The 21341-nt window shown below is 54.5% G+C and carries 13 protein-coding genes; 7 read left to right on the top strand and 6 right to left on the bottom strand.

What is annotated here, in order from left to right; genetic code table 11:
- Positions 1–9 precede the first annotated feature (9 nt).
- The 3 genes from RID21_RS06990 to RID21_RS06980 all read right to left on the bottom strand — a co-directional run bounded on the left by RID21_RS06990 (position 10) and on the right by RID21_RS06980 (position 5623).
- Positions 10–408 (bottom strand): hypothetical protein, encoded by a 399-nt coding sequence (locus RID21_RS06990; RefSeq protein ID WP_350187943.1) that lies wholly within the window; start codon positions 406–408, stop codon positions 10–12.
- Entirely contained in the window at positions 405–4883 is a 4479-nt protein-coding gene (locus RID21_RS06985; protein ID WP_350187942.1) for a serine/threonine-protein kinase, read from the bottom strand. The genes RID21_RS06990 and RID21_RS06985 overlap by 4 nt, the downstream gene beginning before the upstream one ends.
- A gap of 167 nt (positions 4884–5050) precedes the next feature.
- Positions 5051–5623, bottom strand: coding sequence for an ECF-type sigma factor (locus tag RID21_RS06980; protein ID WP_350187941.1), 573 nt, complete (start codon positions 5621–5623; stop codon positions 5051–5053).
- A 141-nt stretch (positions 5624–5764) separates the two neighbouring features.
- Here RID21_RS06980 and RID21_RS06975 point away from each other — a divergent pair, with 141 nt between their 5' ends.
- The gene (locus RID21_RS06975; protein ID WP_350187940.1) at positions 5765–7282 is read left to right on the top strand and encodes a polysaccharide deacetylase family protein; all 1518 of its coding nucleotides are present in this window, start codon (positions 5765–5767) and stop codon (positions 7280–7282) included.
- 1058 nt (positions 7283–8340) lie between these two features.
- On the opposite strand, the gene RID21_RS06970 is transcribed toward RID21_RS06975, so the two are convergent.
- A complete protein-coding gene (locus RID21_RS06970; protein WP_350187939.1) occupies positions 8341–9930 on the bottom strand; it encodes an arylsulfatase in 1590 nt (529 codons plus the stop codon).
- Positions 9931–10152: 222 nt separating this feature from the next.
- On the opposite strand from RID21_RS06970, the gene RID21_RS06965 reads away from it, so the two are divergent.
- A complete protein-coding gene (locus RID21_RS06965; RefSeq protein WP_350187938.1) occupies positions 10153–11250 on the top strand; it encodes a twin-arginine translocation signal domain-containing protein in 1098 nt (365 codons plus the stop codon).
- Positions 11251–11319: 69 nt separating this feature from the next.
- Positions 11320–13242, top strand: coding sequence for an exo-alpha-sialidase (locus RID21_RS06960; RefSeq protein ID WP_350187937.1), 1923 nt, complete (start codon positions 11320–11322; stop codon positions 13240–13242).
- Positions 13243–13294: 52 nt separating this feature from the next.
- Here RID21_RS06960 and RID21_RS06955 read toward each other — a convergent pair whose 3' ends face one another.
- On the bottom strand, positions 13295–14554 hold the full coding sequence (locus tag RID21_RS06955; RefSeq protein ID WP_350187936.1) for an outer membrane protein assembly factor BamB family protein: 1260 nt from the start codon (positions 14552–14554) through the stop codon (positions 13295–13297).
- A gap of 217 nt (positions 14555–14771) precedes the next feature.
- On the opposite strand from RID21_RS06955, the gene RID21_RS06950 reads away from it, so the two are divergent.
- From RID21_RS06950 to RID21_RS06935, 4 genes are all read left to right on the top strand, one after another.
- A complete protein-coding gene (locus RID21_RS06950; RefSeq protein ID WP_350187935.1) occupies positions 14772–16040 on the top strand; it encodes a sialidase family protein in 1269 nt (422 codons plus the stop codon).
- A gap of 168 nt (positions 16041–16208) precedes the next feature.
- A complete protein-coding gene (locus RID21_RS06945; RefSeq protein ID WP_350187934.1) occupies positions 16209–17333 on the top strand; it encodes a hypothetical protein in 1125 nt (374 codons plus the stop codon).
- A gap of 119 nt (positions 17334–17452) precedes the next feature.
- Positions 17453–18739, top strand: a complete 1287-nt coding sequence (locus tag RID21_RS06940; protein ID WP_350187933.1) for a Gfo/Idh/MocA family protein — start codon at positions 17453–17455, stop codon at positions 18737–18739.
- Positions 18740–18783: 44 nt separating this feature from the next.
- Entirely contained in the window at positions 18784–19824 is a 1041-nt protein-coding gene (locus RID21_RS06935) for a Gfo/Idh/MocA family protein (protein WP_350187932.1), read from the top strand.
- Positions 19825–19843: 19 nt separating this feature from the next.
- On the opposite strand, the gene RID21_RS06930 is transcribed toward RID21_RS06935, so the two are convergent.
- Positions 19844–21304, bottom strand: coding sequence for a sulfatase (locus RID21_RS06930; protein WP_350187931.1), 1461 nt, complete (start codon positions 21302–21304; stop codon positions 19844–19846).
- Positions 21305–21341: the final 37 nt, after the last annotated feature.

The raw sequence follows: 21341 nt of genomic DNA, 5'->3' as shown, positions 1-21341 counted from the left end.
GACAACCGACTAGAGGGCTGTCAGTTCTTCGAGCAGGTTGATCTGAATCGACGGACAAATATTGATTCGCAGACAGTTCTCGCTTTCTTCCGTGAACTGGATGGATTTGACCGGAAGTTGTTTGTCCGGTGTCTGACTGAGCACCACATATTTACCTCGCAAGGGGAAGTAATGGTCTTCTAAGCCTGCCTCTTCGAGCGTCATAAAGATCAACACGCCGTTTTTAATTTTGGCCCCTTGTACTCGCGTAAAGAGCAGAGACGATTTTCCAGGAGGGCGATCTGATATATCGTTTCGCTGCTCTGTAGAAAGGGCAGTTCTGGTATCGGTGGGTTCCGCCAGAAACAGCACCGACAGGCTGAACAGAATCACAAAGATTGATGAGACGGTTGTGAGTAGATCTTTCATTTTACTCCCCCTCCCACAGGCTCGCTGCTTTTTTCAGTAGCTTGTGAGTTTGCCTGTTGTCGCTGCTGAAATTTGGGATCGACGAGCCGCCTGGTTTTCTCTGACTGACCCGGCACGATCAGTTGTTTCCAGTCAGGCTGCTTGATATCGGAGAAAATATCTTCCAGTGACTTTAACTGGCTGTTGGACGACTTATCCAACTCGATGACATTTCCGAAGATCTTAAGGAGCTTGGTTTCCGGAACATCGGGCTTGCCGTCTGCGAATGCTTGCAACAGTTCCTGAACCACTTTTGCCTGCTGCGCTGAAAAGTCGAATTCCATACCGACGCCCTGTTGGGGATTCGGCCAGAGGAAGTAGAAGTGCTCGTCTGCTTTCCAGATCGGGTGATTCTCCGCCAGTTTCTGGAAATTATAGTGCAGCGTTTTCTCGACTGGTTTATCACCGATCACATTCAATTCTGAGTCAACATAGCGTGCGGATCGGCCATTGGTGGCCCAGCCGACGAGTTGGGTGCTGACCGTGACAGCGTACTCACCCGGCGTCACTTCGAAGGTACTCGCCCCGCGTTGCACGCGTTTCATGATCCGCGTGCCGGAATCGGCCTTGAGTGGGGCCAGATCGATGCTCATGCCCGGGTCTTTACCGAAGATGACGACAGATTTATACGGAGTTCGCGCGGGATGAGGTTTTGTCGCCTGTACTGGTTGTTGACTGAATGGGTTCAGAGTTCCTGATTCCTGTCCGGGAAAGACTTGCTGCTGCTGAGACTGGGTGCGATTGTTTTCGAATGTGCCTCCGCCGAATGGGTTCACAAAGCCGCCGATACCCGCCCCCTGTGAGAAAGAACCACCTATCATCTGCTGTGCCAGTCGCCACGTCTCATTTGTTTTGCCGGGAACGATCATCGTCTTCCAGGCAGGATGCTGACCATTGTTGAACAGCTCTTTGAGTGACTCCACAGGACCAGATGTACTATCCGCTGTCGCAATATTGAATAAAATAGATTCAGGTACATCCGGCTTTCCAACCGCACACGCTTCCAGCAGTTTCTGAACGACGCGTGCCTGTGGCAGGGAGAGTGTGTAGATCTTTAAGTTGTGCTGACCTGTGTTCGACCAGTAAAAACGGAACAGTCCACCCCGGGACCAGTCCGGATGATTCTTAGCCAGTTTACTGTAATCCAGTTGGATCGTTACTGAGACGATTTCTCCCGGCTTGACTTCAACCGTTTTCAGATCATATTGCGGTGTGCTATCGATCGATTCCGAGCCACGTCCGCCTCCCAGTACATCACGATCATTCCGGGGCTGTGTCACTTTTCTGCCCCAACCCGCTAATGTACTGGAGACCCGAATCTGATACTTACCCGCGGGCAGTTCGTGAGTCATTGGTTCCAGCGTGGAAAAGCGGTCTGCAAAGCCGTAGACATTTCGGGCTGCACTGCCTCCACCAAACATCCCCATACTCATATCCCCACCGCCCATTTCCATACCGCCTGGCATCATATCTCCCCATTCGGATGAATCTATGGGAAAGATACCGGCACGGAGATAAGGCGGTACCTGTCCGCTGATGAGAATGGCTCCCGGGCCGCGGAGTTCTGCTGGTGTCGGTTTTTGTAAATTGCGCGTCATCGCGACAATCTGGCTTGTCAGATCAACCAGTAAGGGTTCTCCCGGCTGTTTGTCGATCTTTTTCGTGAATTTGACGAGTTGTCCCGAGGCGGTGAAACTGACTTTAATATATTGCACGCCCGGTTCCACGATCAGTTCATAGGGCCAGGATTGAACCTGATAGTAGCGGTCGGCTTCCACAACTACATTGCTGATGGGAGTTGTCCCACTGTATTGTAGAATCACCTTCTCATTAGCCGGATTCCTCAGAGTCGGTATAAAGAGACTGAGTAACATCAGGCAGGCCACCAGGATCGTCACCCATTCCATGAAGACCCACGGATTCCTTTTCGCTGCAGCAGCCCCTTTGCGACGAATAAAGTAAGCAGCGATGAGCATCGCCGAGACCACGACCAGATTCAGTCCCCAGTTCAAGATAAAGCCCTGTTCGGTCGGATTCAGGTGTCGCCAGACCTGTACCACCAGGATCGAGCTTAACAGCAGGAAGATGCCGACCAGCACGCCGATGATGACCCGCTTATTGGAGCGCCGCTGCTCCTGGACAAACGGGTCACCTTCGGGGGCAGGTTGTTGCTCGAGTGTTCCTACCGCACGTGCATCGCGCCGTTTCAGATAGCGGGCAATGTAGAGTAAAATTCCAACCGGACCGGCAAACAGACAGGCCAGCAGAAACAATCCATCCAGCACCTTTTCCGAACGTGAGTCGGGTTCGACCAGATTCTGTGCCCCACAGATCATGACCAGCAGCCCGACGGGCACAAAAAACAGGGATGAGACCAGGACCATCTCCGACACACTGTAGGTAAAATGCAGTCCGGTAGAGATACCAAAGAGCCAGATCAACAGTGGCAGAACCAGCAGGACGGCACCGACGCCGACGACAATCCGGTCGAACTGCGATCCCCGTTTTCCTTGTGGGGCCATGACCGTTTCGGGGATTTCCAACGCATCCTCCGCGGATAGTCCCAGTCGTTTTTTGAGGTTCTGATCGAGCCAGAAACCGACGCTGAGACAGAGTCCGCCCAGCAGAGCGAGTACAATTACCGGAACCATCTGCCAATCCTTGGAGATCGACATCATCGCAGGTATGATTCCCGTCGCTTCGGCCCAGTTCCAGAGCACCAGCAGCACCCAGATTCCGATCCCCATGATGGTAAACAGCCAGGCATCGCGTTGCTGCATCGCATTGAACTGGCCGGGCTCCAGTGACTGGTAAAAACGCCAGAGTTGATAGACGGCGAATCCGCTGACGCCGAGCAGCGCGATCAGCGAAGCCAGCAAAACCTGGTACATATCGGGCTCCACGTTCAGCAGGGGGACCTTCATGCGGACCATCAGGGTGAGCACGAATGACAGAAAGAGCGTCAGGTTCAGTGAGGCGAGACAGAGAAACCAGGTCGTCGCCGGGAGTCGCCGTCCTTCAGTTCCCCGCACCAGATAGATGATTGTGGAGAACACCATGATCGCCAGCAGCGTGCCGGAGACTTTGACGACTTTGTCCAGCAAATGGACTTCCTCAAGTTGCGAACCGGTTCTCATCAACGAAAAGGCCAGGAAGATTCCGACGCCGACTGCCAGCAGCATCCCCCCGACCAGGTTGCCAGGAGTCTTATGCCTGAGCTCAGGTTCCAGGTCCGCGACCGTTTCGACGGGTTGTGGTGCCTGCGGGACTTCAATCTTTTGTCGTGGCGCGGGTCGTGCAGCGCGGGGCGGGCGTGCCTCCGGTGTGTATCCCGGATGCTGCAGGCGGGCGAGGTGCGTGCCCAGCAGTTCGGCAATTTCGGCTGCGGTCTGAATACGATGTTCGGGCTGTTTTTCCAGCAGACAATCGATGATTTCAATCAACCACTCGGGGATGTCTTCGTTGACTTCCTGAATCGGTCGCGGTGTGTCATCACAGACACGGCGGACGACGGCGGCCAGGTTACTGGCCCGGAAGGGAGATCTCCCGGTACACATGGCATACATGACTGCGCCCAGGCTGAAGAGATCGCTACGTTGATCCACGCGGTCTCCCGAGGCCTGCTCGGGGGACATGTACTGCGGAGTGCCTGAGACTTCGCCGGTCCTCGTGATCGTCACATCATCGACGGCGCGGGCCAGACCAAAATCAGTAATCTTGACCCGTTCGACACCATTTTCCAGGAGGATATTGGCAGGTTTGATATCGCGGTGAATCAATCCCTGTTTGTGAGCGGCGGCGAGCCCCTCGGCGATCTGATTGCCAATGCGGAGTATTTCGGTGACTTTGAGTGAGCCGACTTTGTCCAGTTTTTCCTGGAGCGACTGCCCCACGACGTATTCCATCACAAGGTAGGGGAGCGTCGCTTCGTCGACGGCATGAATGGTGACGATGTGCGGGTGGCTCACTGCAGCGGCGGCCTGCGCTTCCCGCAGGAAGCGTTTGCGGGCATTGGGATTAACGGCCAGGAGGGGGGACATCACCTTGATGGCGACGATCCGATTGAGCTTGGGATCCAGGGCCCGAAAGACGATGCCCATCCCCCCCTGCCCGATGACTTCCTGAACCTGGTAGTCTCCCAGGGTCCCTAACAGGTTCGGGTCGTCGGAAGGGGCAAGAAAATCGAGTGACAGCGGCTCTGCTGTGCCGGAACCGACGGGGGACTTTTCCAGGAAGCTGCCCGCGTCGTCGTAGGCCAGGAGCAATGCTTCCACACGACGACGCTGTTCGAGATCTGCACCGCAGGTTTCATCCAGAAACTGGGCACGTTCTGCCGGGGTCTTCTTTTCGAGTGCCGCCAGGAAGAGGCCCTCAACCGACTGCGGGTTCACATTCTCGCGCGTGGGTTCCGGATTGTCAGCAGCAGGATCAGACATGAGACTGTTTTCTGTTAAACCTTACGTCCCGGGAACCACGCCAGTCCCCTTCTATCATTACATGCGACAGCATGGTGCCCGGCGCCTCATCCTCACGGTCAATAAAACGCGATTTTCATCAGATTTAATGCAAGCGGGCCGAATTAGATCGCCCTAAGCTGCTGTAATTAAACGAGTTGATCGGTATCGCCCCGCATCTGGTGATAGAGCCAGGCACGCGAATAAGCCCAGTGCCTGGCCGCGGTCGCCCGGGAGATGCCCAGCACATCCGCCGCTTCCTGTTCGCTGAGACCGGCGAAATAGCGGAGCTTCACGAGCTCTGCTTTCTGCGGGTCCTCTTCGGCGAAGAGCGTCAGCGCTTCATCGAGGGACAGCAGATCATCGGGTTGTTCAAGGGCCGGAGCTGAGATTTCGGGGAGATCGACACGCTCGTGGTCACCGCCGTGCTTGAGTCGTTTTTTGCGTCGTGCATTTTCGATTAATATCCGCCGCATCGACTCGGCTGCCGCTGCGAAGAAATGGCCCCGGTGATCCCACTCCTGTTCTGCGGACTGTCCGACCAGACGCAGGTAGGCTTCATGGACCAGCGCGGTTGCGGTCAGGGTCTGTCCGGGTGCTTCGTGCGCGAGCTTCTGTCGCGCCAGTCGCTGGAGTTCGGCATAGACGACAGGCAGCAATTGATCGGTGGCTGCCAGGTCTCCTGCTTCCAGGGCCTGTAAGATGTGTGTGATATCCTGCATGCGTTGAGCTCGTACGCGATTAAGATTCATTCGACGGATTAATAGAAATGTTGCTATCCGCCAGTGTAACCTGTGAGACCGCCGATGCAAATCAGAATTCTGTTTCCCAGCAGTGTATCGATCCGTTAACATGGAAGCGGAATGCTAGTTGTTGTCCTCCGGGAAGTCATGTTCCCTCAAAGAAAGTTCCGAACCATGCTGCGTGCTCTCCGAGATTCCGTCTGGTGCCTGCTGATCCTGGGGCTGGTTGCTCAACAGAGTCAGTCAGTGCAGGCAGCCGAGTGGGGAAGTCTATCAGGTAAGTTTGTCTATACCGGCCCGTCTGTGAAACAACAAAAGACTCCGTTCCCCGAGGCTCCGTCACTGGTCGTTGGACCGCAGGGTGGCATCAAGAATATCTTTGTGTATCTCAAAGCACGAAATTTCAAACCGGAACGGATTCACCCTGACTTTCGAAAACTGCCGAACCTGGTGGTGATTGAACATCGAAACCAGCGTTTCGAACCGCATGCTGCCGCCCTGTGGCAACCACATCAGAAGCTGGTACTATCCAATCAATCGCCCCGCGTGCACGTAACTCAATTATTTCCACTCAAAAATCAGCGTCCGGATATAGCTGCCATTGGTCCGGGGCGTAAAGAAACCATTCCGTTTGAATACCCGGAACTACTTCCCATCCAAATCAAATGTGATATTCACCCCTTTGAAACCGGTTACCTGCTGGTTCTAGACCATCCATACGTGTCTATCTCCGATGAAACGGGGGCATTCCAGATCAAGAATCTGCCTGTCGGGGAATGGGAGTTTCGCGTCTGGCACGAGCAGGCTGGCCATCTGGCTGCGCGGCAGGAGTGGCAGAAGGGTCGGATCAAGCTCCAGATTAAGCCGGGGGATAATGATCTGGGCATAATTAAAGTGACTCCCAAAGTGTTCGTTCGAAAAGTGGCTGCCAAAGAACCTGCAAAGGCAGGAGTGGTCCTCACGTTTGACGACCGGAATATGAATCAGTGGGTCAAACAGATTCCGCTGTTCCAGAAGTACAATGCGCAGGTGACCTTCTTTGTTGATCACTTTCAGACATTGACAACGCAGCAGATTGATGCGTTGAAACAGCTCAAAGCGGCCGGACATACGATTGGCTGTCACGGGGCCAGGCATCGCAAGGCGGTCGACTATGTGCGTGCACATGGCATGGAGCGTTATCTCAAGGATGAAATTGATCCGGCGGTGAAACGGATGACCGACGCCGGATTTCCGCCGACCTGCTTTGCTTATCCCAGCAGTTCGCGGAATGCCGAGATTGACCAGGCTCTGCTGAAAACGTTCCGTCATCTGCGGGGTGGGACCGGGTTACCGGCAGGTCAGCGGATGCGGAATCTGAAAGCGATATATGTGCCGGTTGATCAGATTGCCGACCGCGGATGTCTGATCGGTACGGGCATCGATTACGCGGGGACGGAGAAGCGGCCCGATTACCTGGTGGAGATCAAAGACGCCCTGGATCATGCGCAGCAGCGGGGCGAGATTGTGGTCTTTTATGCGCACAACATCAGTGACAAGGGGCCGGGACATCATCTACAGCCGCGGGTGCTGGAGGCGATTCTGGCACATGCGCAGCAGATCGGGTTGGCGACGCTGACGTATGATGATCTGCCTTGAGGTTGTGATCGTAGTTAAATGGACTTGAGTTTAACAGGTGAGGTTTGTCGCTCGTCCAGCGCACGCTTGCTCTGAGACCTCTTGTTGTCTTTGACAACCTCGAATTTCATTCGAGGCTACCCGGTGATTTTCTTTTACTGGTGGTGGATATGCGCTGGTTATTCTTGCCGTGGCTCTGGGTGTGCCGATCTGTATGATTTTCTGGATTTTGGACGGTCGCTGATCGATGCTGTAGTCAGCTCTGTAATTGAACCGGGGCACTGTCTGTTTTCATGGCTGGCGTTTGAACTGGCGGGAGGACACATGGGTCCTCCCCTACAACTCTTTTTATCTCCAGACAGTCGAGGAGTTCGTTATGGATTTGGTGCCTGCGGTTATGATTGATGGTTTTGATTTTGCTGAACGGCGTCGGGGAGTCAAGACAGAATTTTGTCCCAATGTGGCCGGATTTTGTCCTGCTGTGTCCGGGAATTTGTCCTGGTCTGGCCGGTTTCTGTCCTGCTGTGCCCTGTGTCTAAAGTGGATTGATGCAATATGTGCGGGATGTTTCCGTGAACAGGGGGTGAAAACCGATGGTTTTTCAGGTGGATGTGAGGCACTGGTGCGTTTTGTTTCCTGGTGTCGCTTTCCCGTCTCGCGCGCGCGAGCCAGATTGGGAACAGGATACGGGGAAGCAGGAGCCGATCAAGGTGAGTTTATTCAGTTGTTGATGGGGGAAGTTCAGTGTGGGGTTACGAGTTTTCTGAGGCAGTTCGGATTGTTGCTCTGTCTGTTTCCTGCTCGCGTTGCTCGCCCCGAATTGCATTCGGGGTTACCCAGTGGAGGTGGTGATTGATGAAAGGAGTTGGAAAGTTGAATGTGGATTGTCTGTTTGCCCTGAGACCTCCTGTTGCCTGCGGCAATCCCGGATTTTATCCGGGACCAGCCGGTGGGGCGTGGAATGGGTGCTGTTCCTGTTCGCACCTTCGAAGTCTTACTCAATTACCGGTGGCTAGCGCCATTCCGCCCAGGAGAGTGATTGCAATATGATCTCCTTTCATTCCGGATTGCCAGCTCAACTATTTTGCCTTGATGTTCAACTCCACTTTGTTGGCCCAGGTGAACCAGTCTTGCGCCATCTGCTGGACGCGCTCGGGGTGCTGATCCGCGAGGTTGTTGGTTTCGCAGCGGTCGGCACTGATGTCGTAGAGCTCCCATTGCTTGACGCCTTTGTCCCAAACCAGCTTCCAGGGTCCCTGTCTGAGTGCCCGGTTGCCGGACCAGTACCAGGCCAGCGAATCGTGCAGTGTTTTCTGCTCCCCTGCGAGCAGGCTGAGCATGCTGGTGCCTTCCAGGGGGAGCAGTTCGTGTCCCTGGTAAGACTCGGGGTACTCGGTCTGCGCGATTTCCAGAAAGGTGGGCAGAAGATCGATGATGTGCGCGGGACTGCGATTGATGCTGTTGGCGGGAACCTTGCCGGGCCACCAGGCGATACAGGGAGTGGAGATGCCCCCTTCGTGAACCCAGGACTTGTATCTGCGGAAGGGAGAATTCTGAGCCCAGCCCCAGGCGGGACCGACGGCGACGTAATCGTCTTTCGGGCCGGGGCGGCGGACGTTGGGATCGCGTCCTCCCGGTTCTTCGCTGCAGCCGCCGTTATCGGAAAGAAACACGATCAGTGTATTGTCGAGCTGTCCGGTTTCTTTCAGTGTCGCTTTGATGCGGCCGATGTTCTGATCCATGCAGTCGATCATCGCGGCATAGACGGCCATCCGCAGATCTTCGAAATCGTGGTTCGCAGTCTCCCAGTCATAGCTGCGACTGTCACCCTCGGAGAGCGACCAGTTCTCGCCGGCGATGCCGAGTTCCTGCAGACGCTCCCAGCGGTTCTTACGCAGCTGGTTCCAGCCCATTTTGAATTTTCCGACGTACTTCCGGATGTCTGCGGGCTTGGCGTGCAGCGGATAGTGGGGCGCGGTGTAACAGAGGTGAATAAAGAAGGGCTGCTCATTCTGGCTGTAGCTGCGGATCATCCCCAGGGTGTGGTCGGTGAAGGCATCGGTGGTGTAATAGCCGTCTTTGAACTCGGTGACTGCTTTGTCGTCCTGACCGAAACTGCGAATCCCTGCTTTTTTATACGGGGGATCGGGGATGGTCGGGTCGAAAAAGTTGCAGCAGCCGTCGAGCACGCCATAATACGAATCGAAGCCACGGAAATAGGGATGCGTCGTTTTGTCGTAGCGGTCGAGCCAGCCTCCCGGGACTTTGCTCTTGGCGTAACCTTTGGTCTTCATCAGATGCCATTTGCCGCTCAAGCCGGTCTGGTAGCCGGCGACTTTCATCGCTTCCCCCAGCGTGACCATGTTCTGTCTGAGATGTCCCCCTTTACCGAAGCGGGGATACAGGCCGGTCAGAATCGAGGCACGGGTCGTGGTGCATTTGGCGTTGTTGTAGAACTGGGTGAACCGCATGCCTTCCCGGGCGAGCTGGTTCAGATGAGGCGTATCGACTTCGCCTCCGTAACAGCCGATATCCGAAAAGCCCATGTCGTCGCACATGATCAGAATGATGTTCGGTCGTTTGGCGGCCTCGACTGCGCCGGCAGTAAACAAGAGTGCCAGCAGCGACAGACAGACGGTGAGATAACGAAGGGAGCGCGGATGGACCATGGAGGCAGGTCTTCTATTAAAGGAGATAAATCGATCAGATTCAGGATTTATTGTAAGGAGCCGTGGAAGCAGACTCAACCAGAGATTCAGAGTGTCAGGAAGCCTTCACAAGAAATGCGGGAACCGACGGGTTCCGAATTGATCTGGGTTCTACCACCGGGTACATTTAATAAACCCCATTGCCGAATTCCTTTCTTTCCAGAGCAGCACGGGAACCAGTAAATGTCAGCTTCAAATCAGACGCGTCGCGACTTTCTTAAAACCACCGCAGCCGGAACAACGGCTGCTTTGTTCGGAGCCCCAGCGATTCACGCCGATTCCAAAACGGATTCGCGGATCGTACTTGGTACGGGCGATTACCAATATGAGGTGACCCACGACTGGGCCAGGCTCCCTTCGAAATTCACCTGGCAGACCACACATAACGTGGCCATCGATAAGGACGGCTTCGTTTACGTGATCCATGAAGGACGGGCGGACCAGAAAGATCATCCTTCCATCTTCGTGTTTGACCCCAAAGGGAAATTTGTGCGTGCGTTCGGCAACCAGTTCCAGGGGGGCGGGCATGGACTGGAAGTCCGTCAGGAGGGGAAGGAACAGTTTCTGTACGTGACCGGGTATCAACATCTGAAAACTTTTGCCAAGCTCGATCTCAAGGGGGAAACGGTCTGGCAGAAATACGCACCGATGGTGTCGGGCTTCTATGCTTCCGGGGAAGCAACGCGTCCTGAGAAGGTCTGGGGCCGGGACCGATTCCTGCCGACCAACTTTGCCTTCCATCCGGACGGGGGCTTCTTCCTGGCCGACGGTTACGGGGCGTACCAGATTCATCGCTTCAGTAAAGACGATAAATGGCTGTCCGCATTTGGGGGACAGGGGAAAGAGGACGGAAAGTTCAATCTGCCCCACGGTCTGTGGATCGACAATCGGCCGGGCCGCGAGGCTTCCGTGGTCGTTGCGGATCGGGCGAATGCTCGTCTGCAATGGTTCACGCTGGATGGCAAGCACCTGGAAACGATGACCGGCTTCATTCTGCCTGCGAATCTCGATACTTATAAAGATCTGCTGCTGGTTCCTGACCTGGCGTCGCGCATTACATTGCTGGACGGTAAGAACAAGGTGATCACACACCTGGGACAGGATCCGGACTGGGCCAAAGCGATGAAGAGTGCCAAGCCACGGATGCGGGAGACTCCCGAAAAATGGCAGGCAGGTCGCTTCGTGCATCCGCATGATGCCTGTTTTGACCAGGAAGGCAACATCTTCGTTGCAGAATGGGTGGCCACGGGCCGGATCAGTAAACTGAAACACCTTGGATAGTCTGTTCATCAGAGACTCCTACTTACAGTAAGCGCACGTTATCTCTCTCCTCGAATTAGAAATCACACCATGATAAAACGTACCCTCCTGCTGTTGACGCTTGTTTTCACTCTCAGTTCCCTCGCGCTGGCGGATGCCGGCTCTCCGCAACCGAAAATCAAGCTCAGTCCGGAAACGGAAAAGAAATGTCTGGCCGTACTGCGCGAGGCGATTCAGAGCGATGAGTTCTGGCCGTCGATGCACGCTGCCGAGGCGCTGACTCTCGCCGGCAAGGGAGCGGAAGTCCGCAAGATTGTGGAGCCGAAACTGAAGACCGACAAAGACGACCAGCACCGCTGTGGTCTGGCCCGGGAACTGGTGCGGGCGGGAGACCGTTCGAAAGCGGCCATCATGTTTCAGATCCTGGCAGGTAAGAATCCTTATGGACACGTGCATGCCTGCGAGTCGCTTTACAAAGTCAACGAACTGGGTGACGGGACGCTGATTCGAGAGGCCATGAAATCCGAGGATCCGAAGAAAGCGATGATGGCCGCCGCCCTGCTCTGTCGCTGGGGAAATCCCGAGGGGTATAAGGTCGTTCGCAAATATCTGGAAGATCCCGATGTCAAACTGGCGAGTATCGCTGCCTGGATCATTGCCCGGGTGGGAGACAAGCAGGATATCCCGGCTCTCAAAGCCAATCTTAAGCGGACCGACGATGCGTTTACCCGCTGCTATTTTGAATGTGCCCTGGCAATGCTGGGTGATGCCGAAGGGCTGGCAGCGGTCAAGCGGAACCTCTCCAGTGAGGATGCCGCGGTGAAGACGTACTCGGCCATCTTCGCGGGCGAAGCGGGTGCCAGTAACCTCAAAGACAAGCTGATTAAACAGCTGGATGACGAGACACTGGATGCACGCGTGCGGGCAGCCCAGGCACTGATCGTGCTGGCAAAAGCTGAGCCACCGAAGGACGAGATTATCGTCACTGATGTGTATGAAGCTTCGAAAGAGTATCCCCGCTACAGCGAAGGTTCGATCCTGCCTTTAAACGATGGTTCGTTGCTCTTCGCGACGACACAGTTTATCGGCAGCGGTTCCGATTTCGCGACGGCCCGGATCATTGCGAAAAAGTCGACTGACGGGGGACGCACCTGGAGCAAACCACGCGTCCTGCAGGAAAATACGGGGAAGAAGAATGTCATGTCGGCCACGCTGCGTTACCTGGCTGGCCCCGAGCATGAACAACGACCGATTGGTCTGTTCTACCTGAAAAAGAATACGCTGTCGGACCTGAAGGCGTACCTCAAGATTTCCAACGACAACGGAAAGACGTTCGGACCGCCGACCGAGATTACGACTCCGCCGGGATATCACGTGATGAACAATGACCGGATTACGATTCTCTCCACTGGGCGCTGGCTGGCCCCCGTGGCTTCGACAGCCGACGTTCACAAGGAGAACCATTTCGTCTGCACATGTTTCATCTCAGATGACCAGGGTAAAACCTGGCGACAGTCGAAAGGGAAAGTTGATTACGCCCGACGCGGAGCGATGGAACCGGAAGTGTTTGAGCTGAAGGACGGCAGAGTGCTGATGATCTTCCGCACGCAATTCGGGCATATTGGTTCGAGCGTATCTGGTGACGGTGGTAACACCTGGAGCACACCTGCTTCCTGGGGCGTTCGTGCTCCCGAAGCACCGGCGACGCTGCGACGGGTACCTTCCACAGGTGATTTAATGCTGATCTGGAACGACAACTACGATCCAAAGGCCAAGAGTCATGGAGGAACACGATCGCCGCTGACCTTTGCCATCAGCGATAATGAGGGGCATTCCTGGAAAATCAAACGGAATCTGGAGACAGAAACTGACCACGGTTACTCGTACATCAGCCTGATCTTTTACCAGGGACGGGCGATCATGGGTTATTACGTCAGCGATCCCGAGCACAAGATTTCGTCCCGCTTCCGTTCGATTCCACTGGCCTGGTTTTACGAGGAGACAGCCGACTAACATAACACGACTTCACCGTCACTCAGCACCGGTGACGGGGATCGTGAGTTGCTTACTTACTGCCGAGGCAGTAGAGCATTTCCTGTCGTTTGCCATCAACTTCTTCAGTCACCCGCATAAAAATGCGACTGTCGACGATGGTGGGAGTCGCGAAGACTTCGGTGCCGAGTTTATTTTCGGAGATCATGACGAACTTATCGGGGTTGGCCCGGAAGATATAGGTCTCACCGGCTTCGTTGGTTACATAGATTCGCGTGCCGACCATGACGGGTGAGGAACTGAATGTTCCGCCCAGACGGCCTTTCCAGCGTTCTTTGCCGGTTTTGATATCCCAGCAGATCGCGACGCCGTTGTCGGTTACGGAATAGATATAATCGTCTTTCACAAGCATGGAGGGAACGTAGACACGAGTGCTGTTTTCCCAGACGACTTCGCCGGAGCCATCGGCTTTGACGGCGGACATGTGATTTTTGGGATAACCGCCGCTGGTGAGAATGAGTTCGCCATTGGAAACAGTTGAGGTGACACATTCGGTGGTCGCCCCGTCGATTTCCCAGAGGATCTTCCCGGTCAATGGATTCATGCCGGTGACGAGGTTGCAGCCGGTCATCAGCAGTTGCTCTTTACCGGCGACATTCAGGATGATCGGCGAAGGGTAGTTCGGTGTTTTGGGGCGTTCATTTTTCCAGACGATTTTACCATCGGTACGGTTCAGGCCGGCGATCGCACCGCCACCTTTGTTGTCGGCAGAGACAATTACCAGCGGTCCGTAAATCGCGGGAGAGGAACCGTAGCCCTGGTGAATGATGTAATCGGTGATCTTCGTCTGCCAGAGCTGTTTGCCATCCAAGGAGAGCGCCGTGGTGTAAGCGGCGCCGTTGTTGATGAAGTTAATGAAGACCCGCTCGCCGTCACAGGCGACGGTCGAGGAGGCATGTGTTGATTTCTTATTTCCCTTGGTACTGAGGCCCCCTTTGAAGACGTCCATCTTCCAGAGTTTTTTGCCAGTCTGGCGATCATAGCAGAGGACGAATTGCGTTTCCTGTTCGGTATCAGCCGAGGCGAGGAAGACCTGATTGTTATAGACGGTAGGTGAACCATAGCCTCTGCCGGGGACGGCTGATTTCCAGATTACGTTTTCCGTGGCGCTCCATTTCACCGGTGGATTCTGGCTGGCGCTGGCAACGCCATTGCGGTGCAGGCCACGCCACCAGGGCCAGTCGCTGGCTTGAAACTGGGGCAGATCAGCGGCGGAGAGAATCGCAGACGGACATAACAACAGTGTCAGACAGACCAGCAGAGTTCGAGACATCAGGATGCTTTCTTCGGGTATGAATGTCGGAGAGACGGAATCGATTCAGTTGAATCGACGGGCAAGAAATCAGTCGTTCATTGTAAACCGTCTGAGGCAGACCGCAAGTAAAGTCTGCAGAATCTGAAGTTTGCTGTCTGAGACCCCGCCGGTTATCATGAAACGACCATCACTGACGATCAGGTTCTGCCACACTCTTTCAAACCAGGATAACACCATGCGAATCTTCTCCCCTGCTCTCTGGCTGCTGATGCTCTGCTGCTCTGTCTCGTCGGTTCAGGCGGGAGATCCGAAACTTCCCGAGCAGGATTCGCCGGACTTTCAGATTCAACTGAGCAGAGCCACCAAAGGGTATGACGGAAAGACCTGCTGGGTGCATGCGCGGGCCGGTGCGATTCCCGTTGACGCACCGGGGAACCCGCATAAACTTCCGATCGTTGTCATGACGATGCAGAAGCTGCTGCTGACCGGAAGCGATGTCTTCTACGCGTTGAATTCCATGCGAACCGATAATCTGGGTCAAACCTGGCAGGGGCCGTTCGAACAGAAGAACCTGGGGCGACACAATCTGGCCGATGGAGGCGAGGTCGTCGTCTCCGACTTCTGGCCACAGTGGCATGCAAAATCAAAGACACTGCTGGGCATCGGTCACACGGTCCGTTATTACAATAACCGCATTGATCACAAGAAAAATATCCGCGTGTCTTCATATGCGACTTATGATCCTGTCAAAAATGTCTGGTCGGACTGGCAGTCCCTCAAACTTCCGGAGGGCCCTGAGTTTGCCAGCAGCGGTGCCGGTTCGGTTCAGCGATATGATCTCCCCAATGGCGATATCCTGCTGCCGGTCTATTATCGACGACCAGAGAAGAAGCGTTCGGACGTGATGGTGCTCCGCTGTCGCTTTGATGGTAAGACACTGAAATACATTGAACATGGAAACGAGCTCTCGATTGATGTCAAACGGGGCTATGCAGAACCTTCGATCACGAAATTTGGAGACTGGTTTTACCTGACGCTTCGCAATGATGACGCCGCTTATGTCACCCGCAGCAAGGATGGACTGCATTTCGAACCGCCGCGGAAATGGACGTTTGAAGATGGTACTGACCTGGGCAGTTATAACACGCAGGCGCACTGGGTGACGCACTCTGGTGGTCTGTACCTGGTCTACACAAGGCGCGGCGCGAACAACGACCATGTGATACGTCATCGGGCTCCGCTATTCATTGGACGCGTTAATCCGGAGAAGATGGCCGTCATTCGTGACTCGGAGTGTATCCTGGTTCCCGAGCGGGGGGCCCGCCTGGGTAATTTTGGCGTAGTCGATGTGAATGAAAATGAGACCTGGGTGATTGTCACCGAATGGATGCAACGCTTCGGTCCCGATTATGTCATGCCCATCGACAACAAGTACGGCGCTGACAACAGTGTTTACGTTTCGAAGATTCTGTGGAAGAAGCCGAACCGGTTGATGGAGAAATGATTTAACTCAAGGAAAACGAGAGACGGAAATCGAAATTTACTTGCACCCGAATTCCGGTTTGCTAACTTGGTGAACAGATCCGTATTCGACAGGCACAGCTGATATAGTTCATTATTCGCAGCCGGTAGGGGAACTGTTCACAGTGCTCCCCGTCAGATCGGAAATCCCATGATGATGATCGTGTATGTGGCGTTGGGGGTTGTATTAGGGTTTGTGCTGCTGATCCTGCTGGTCTGGTTCTGGCTGAAGTGGAATTTTCGCAGCTTCGCTGCTCGATTTGCGGAAGGATTCGCAAGTGCGATGGCTCAAATGGGCGGCATGGCACCGCCGTTACAGATCGATCTGGAACCGCTACAGGAGGCTGACTGGTCTGACGGTGACAAGGCAGATTTGATTACCGAGACGCTGATAGAGCTGGGCTATGAACCGGATGGGCTGTTTGAAGCGTATGCCCCCTTGCAGATTGAGATCCAGGGTTTCAGAAACAGCCAGTCTTCTTCGCTTGCGGCATTATATGAAATCAAACAGATGGATCGCCTATGTCTGGATTTGGTTGCTGATTTATCCGACGGCACTCACATCACGGTCTCGAATGCTGAGGATAAAGGTCTGGATCACCCCCAGTTTTCAAAGCTGATTCGATTAGATCATCTGGACCTCTCAGAACCAGAGCAGGTCCGAGAGATGCATGCACGTCTCTTAGAAGAATTGCAGGGAGAGACGACTGTCGATCTCACAGGCCAGAAATTCGAAGACAATTTTGAATCCTTCTGGGCCAGGGAAATGGACTGGCGAATGGAACGGGGAGGCGTGACCACCGAGGAAGTCATTCGCATCTCTGCCAGGAACGGTGAACCTGAACCGAGCGAAGAAGAGATTGAACTGGCCAAACGCCCCTGGAAGCAGCAGATTGACAATTTCATTACTGATCAGATTCGGAAAGACTATCTCAACAACACGAACATGTCGGGCAAGGAGTGGGAAGAGACTCTTGATCGACTGGTGATTGTCCATGAACATTCAGAAGCGTCTCACCTGATCGATACACTCACAGACACCATCTGCTATGAAAGTGACCTCGATGATGAAGATGACGACGATCAAGAGGACCCGTATCTCAAAGCAGAACAGGAATTGAATCAAATCTTTCGGTCTGAAGCATGCGTGATGAACGCCTTCCACCGGGCCCTGGATTTGTTACCCCCCGATCGAAAATACACACTGCAGACAACAACCGAGTCTCCCTGGAAGAGTGAGATTTATCTCTCCCCGAAATACTACGATGAGTATTAACACCAGCCAGCCCCTTTTACATCAACCCCGCTTGATACATGGTTCTCCTGCGTGGTAGGATGAAAACCTGCGATTTGCGTCCGTACTCGAAATCAATACCCCCTTTGAGGAGATTCGTTATGCCCCACGTCAATCGTCGCACATTCATGGGTGCTTCCCTGGCTTCAATGAGCCTGGCCTCTCTGAGTCAGGCTGCTGTCTCCGAGAATGAAAAGGTGAATGTTGCCCTGGTGGGATGTGGTGGTCGCGGACGTGGGTTGGGAAGCTGGTTTGCAAAACTCCCCGAGAGCAATCTGGTCGCTGTCTGTGATCCCGATCAGAGTCGAAGTGGTCAGATGGCAGAGCAGGCTGAAAAAGCCGGTGCAAAACGACCGCGTCAGGTGGAAGACTTCCGCAGCCTGCTGGAGGGAGACGAGATCGATGCGATCGTGATTGCGACTCCTGACCACTGGCACACACCCGCGGCGATCATGGCCTGCCAGGCCGGTAAAGACGTGTATGTCGAAAAGCCCTGTTCGCACAACATTCACGAGGGTCGCCAACTGGTCAATGCCGCCCGTAAATACAAGCGTGTGGTGCAGCACGGAACGAATCTACGGGCGACTCCCGTCTATCAGAAAGCGTGGAAGCAGATCCAGGACGGTGCCATCGGGAAGGTCATGATGATCAAGGCGATCAACAATCAGCGTCGGGCCCTGTATCCGCCACGTCCCGATGAAGCGGTTCCTGAAGGTGTGAATTATGATCTGTGGCTGGGTCCGGCCCAGAAGCGGCCCTTCAATCGCAATTGTTTTCATACGTCCTGGCACTGGAACTGGGATTTCGGCACCGGGGACATTGGCAATGACGGAGTGCATCAGATCGACATTGGTCGCTGGGTGTTGAATCTCAAGGCACCGAATGCGGTTTCCTGCAGTGGTGCGAAGCTGGGTTCCAAAGGGGATGCCCAGGAAACTCCCGACACGATGGTGGTTACCTGGGAGTATGACGATCTGCTCTACGTCTATGAGCAGCGCGACTTCACCCCCTACCGGATGCAGGCTCATCGCCACGATAACGATAACATCATTTACGGCGACAAAGGGTTCATGATGGTTGATCGTTCCGGGTATCGGATCTTCTACAAGCATGAACGCGGCCCGGCTTTCGAACAGAAATGGCAGGACACGGGAGCTCATTACCAGAACTTCCTTGACTGTGTCAAAAGCCGCAAATCGCAGGAACTGCTGGCGGAGATTGAGGAAGGTCACTATTCAGCGATGCTCAGCCACCTGGGGAATATCGCATACCGCACCGGACGCCGGCTGGTCTTCGATCCGAAAACGGAGACCTTCCCGGAAGACAAAGACGCCAATCAGTATTTGACGAGAACTTATCGTGACGGCTACGAACTGCCGCAGGTATGATGCATTAGAGATCACAGCAACGCACATCAGAAGAAAGCAGACACATGGCAGATAAAGCAACAGTCGCGCTCATCATCAGTGAGACGTCGCCTCACCTGGGCGCTTATTTCCCGGCGCTGGCTTCCTCAGAGGACATCAAGGAAATCGTCCTCTCCGATGAAGGACACAAGCACACGGCCCTGGCCAAAGAAAAGCTGGGGGACAAACTGACGAGAGTGTATGACAACCCCAGCCAGCTGTTTGAAAAAGAGAAACCGGACATGGCGCTGGTCACGCTGGAAGCCATCAAGGCTCCGGCGGCGATCGACATGGCACTGGAACACGGCTGCCACGTGTTCGCAGAAAAGCCGGCCTGCACGAGTATCGATCAGTTCGAAGCCCTGGTTCAAAAAGCGGACAGCAAGCATCTCAACCTGATGCTCGCGCTCGCGAATCGAAGTAATCCGGAAGTCAAAGCGGCCCGCCGCATGATTCGCAAAGGAGTGTTCGGCAAGATCTATGCGATTGAACTCAACTACATTGCCGATCAGACGCGGCTCACGAGCAAAAGCTATCATCAAGGCTGGTTCGCCCAGAAAGATCGGGCTGGTGGAGGGCATCTGATCTGGCTGGGAATTCACTGGCTCGATTTGGGGATGTACCTGACCGACACCAGAATCAGTGCCGTGAACGGGTTTGTCACTAACATCGGAGGTCAGCCGATCGATGTCGAAGACTCGGTGGCGTTGAGCCTGAAGTTCCATAAAGGTTTTCTGGGCACGTTGTCGTCGGGCTATTACACGAATCGTGGGAAACAGTCGCTGATCAAGATCTGGGGTTCCAAGGGCTGGCTGGAGATGGATTATTCTACGGGTCGTTACCTGCAGTGGCATCTCAACTCGGACAAGCCGGGAACGATTCATAAATTTGAAGAATCGGTGCAGCCACGAGGTTACACGCCTTTCGTGCATTCGGCGATCCGCTCTGTGCTCGACAAAGAACCGCCGCCACTCGATAGCCACGACAGTCTGCAGGTTCTGAGAACGATATACGCATCCTATCAGGCCTCTGCTACAGGTGAGACGCAACAGATCCCCATCGAGTGAGCGACTCTGTCCCGCCGGTTCAGTCGTAACTGTGTCCCAGATCATTCGTGCGGACTGCCTTGAGCTTCTCAGTCATCCGTTGTTTGAACTGGGCCACAACCTTTTCATAACCCGGTTTTTCGGCCAGGTTCGTGTACTGTTTGGGATCGTTTTCCATATCGAACAGTTCGATGCCTCCCGAAGCGTCTTCCCGGTATTGAATATAAGCCCAGCGATCATCGCGGAGCAGAAAGCCGCGATTGCCTTTATTGCGTGGATCAACACTGAAGGCAGCTTCGCGGACACTCAGTGTGGGGTCATCCAGAAGCGGAGCCAGATTTTTGCCCTGAATGCCTGCAGGTACCTGCAGACCACATAGACTGCTGATCGTTGGATAGAGGTCGAGCAGTTCGGCGAGTGAATTACAGACGGTGGGTGATTTACCGGGGACACTGATAATCAATGGTACGGCAGCAGACTCCTCATGCAGGCTGACCTTCGCCCAGAAATCGTGTTCTCCCAGATGGTAACCGTGATCGCTGGTGAAGATCACAATGGTCCGGTCTGCAATCCCTGCCTGCTCCAGGGCATCGAGGACTTTCCCGACCTGACGATCCATGTATGCAACTGAGGCGAGGTAACCGCCGACCGCCTTTTTCTGTCGCCGGATATCCATCTGCATGCCTTTGCTGGTTTTATAATTGATCCCCAGTTTGGGAATGTCATCCCAGTCACCGGGTACTTTTTCCGGCAGGACATGTTTGCTGTAAGGCTTGTAAGGCGGGAAGTACGTCCGGGGCGCGACAAAGGGGACGTGGGGGCGAACAAAGCCGACCCCGAGGAAAAACGGTTCGTCTTTGTGCTGCTGGATCAGTTCGACAGCCTTGCGGGCGGTTTTTCCGTCGGAATGCACGAGGTCATCTCCGTCCGCTTCCACAACCACAAAGGTATTACCTCCCACGGCTGGCTTTTTGCCATCCGGGTTATTCTCGAGTGTCTCTCCATCCCCGGGAGCAGCCCACTCGGGCCCCTGGCTGTTAAAACGTTCGGTCCAGGAAGCCGGATCGTCGGTGCCGTCATTCCCCTTTTCAATGTCTCCGGGGACTCCCATGTGATAAATCTTGCTGACACGCGCTGAGTAGTAGCCGTTGTTCTTGAAGAGCTGTGCCCAGGTTGGTTTCTCGCCAATGTAGGACCGCGGACTGACATACCCGAAGGCTTTGGTCGCATGGGGATAATAGCCGGACATGAAAGACGCCCGCGAGGGGCCGCAGTAGGTCGCCTGACAGTAGGCGTGGGTGAAGCGTGTTCCTTTAGCAGCGATGCGGTCGATGTTCGGTGTCTGGCAGACCTGATTCCCGTAACAGGAGAGTGCCGTCGCAGTCAGGTCGTCGGAGATGATAAACAGCACATTCATCTTCTGCTCGGCTGCAGAAACTGCAGTATTGTGTGCCAGCAGAAATAAGAGACAGAGCAGAGGCAGTGTGCGGGGGAATTTCATCGATGGACACCCATGGCATGAGGACTAAGTTGCGTAG

The organism is Gimesia sp., from assembly GCF_040219335.1.
GTDB lineage: Bacteria > Planctomycetota > Planctomycetia > Planctomycetales > Planctomycetaceae > Gimesia.
This window is presented reverse-complemented; position numbering and strand designations above follow the sequence as displayed.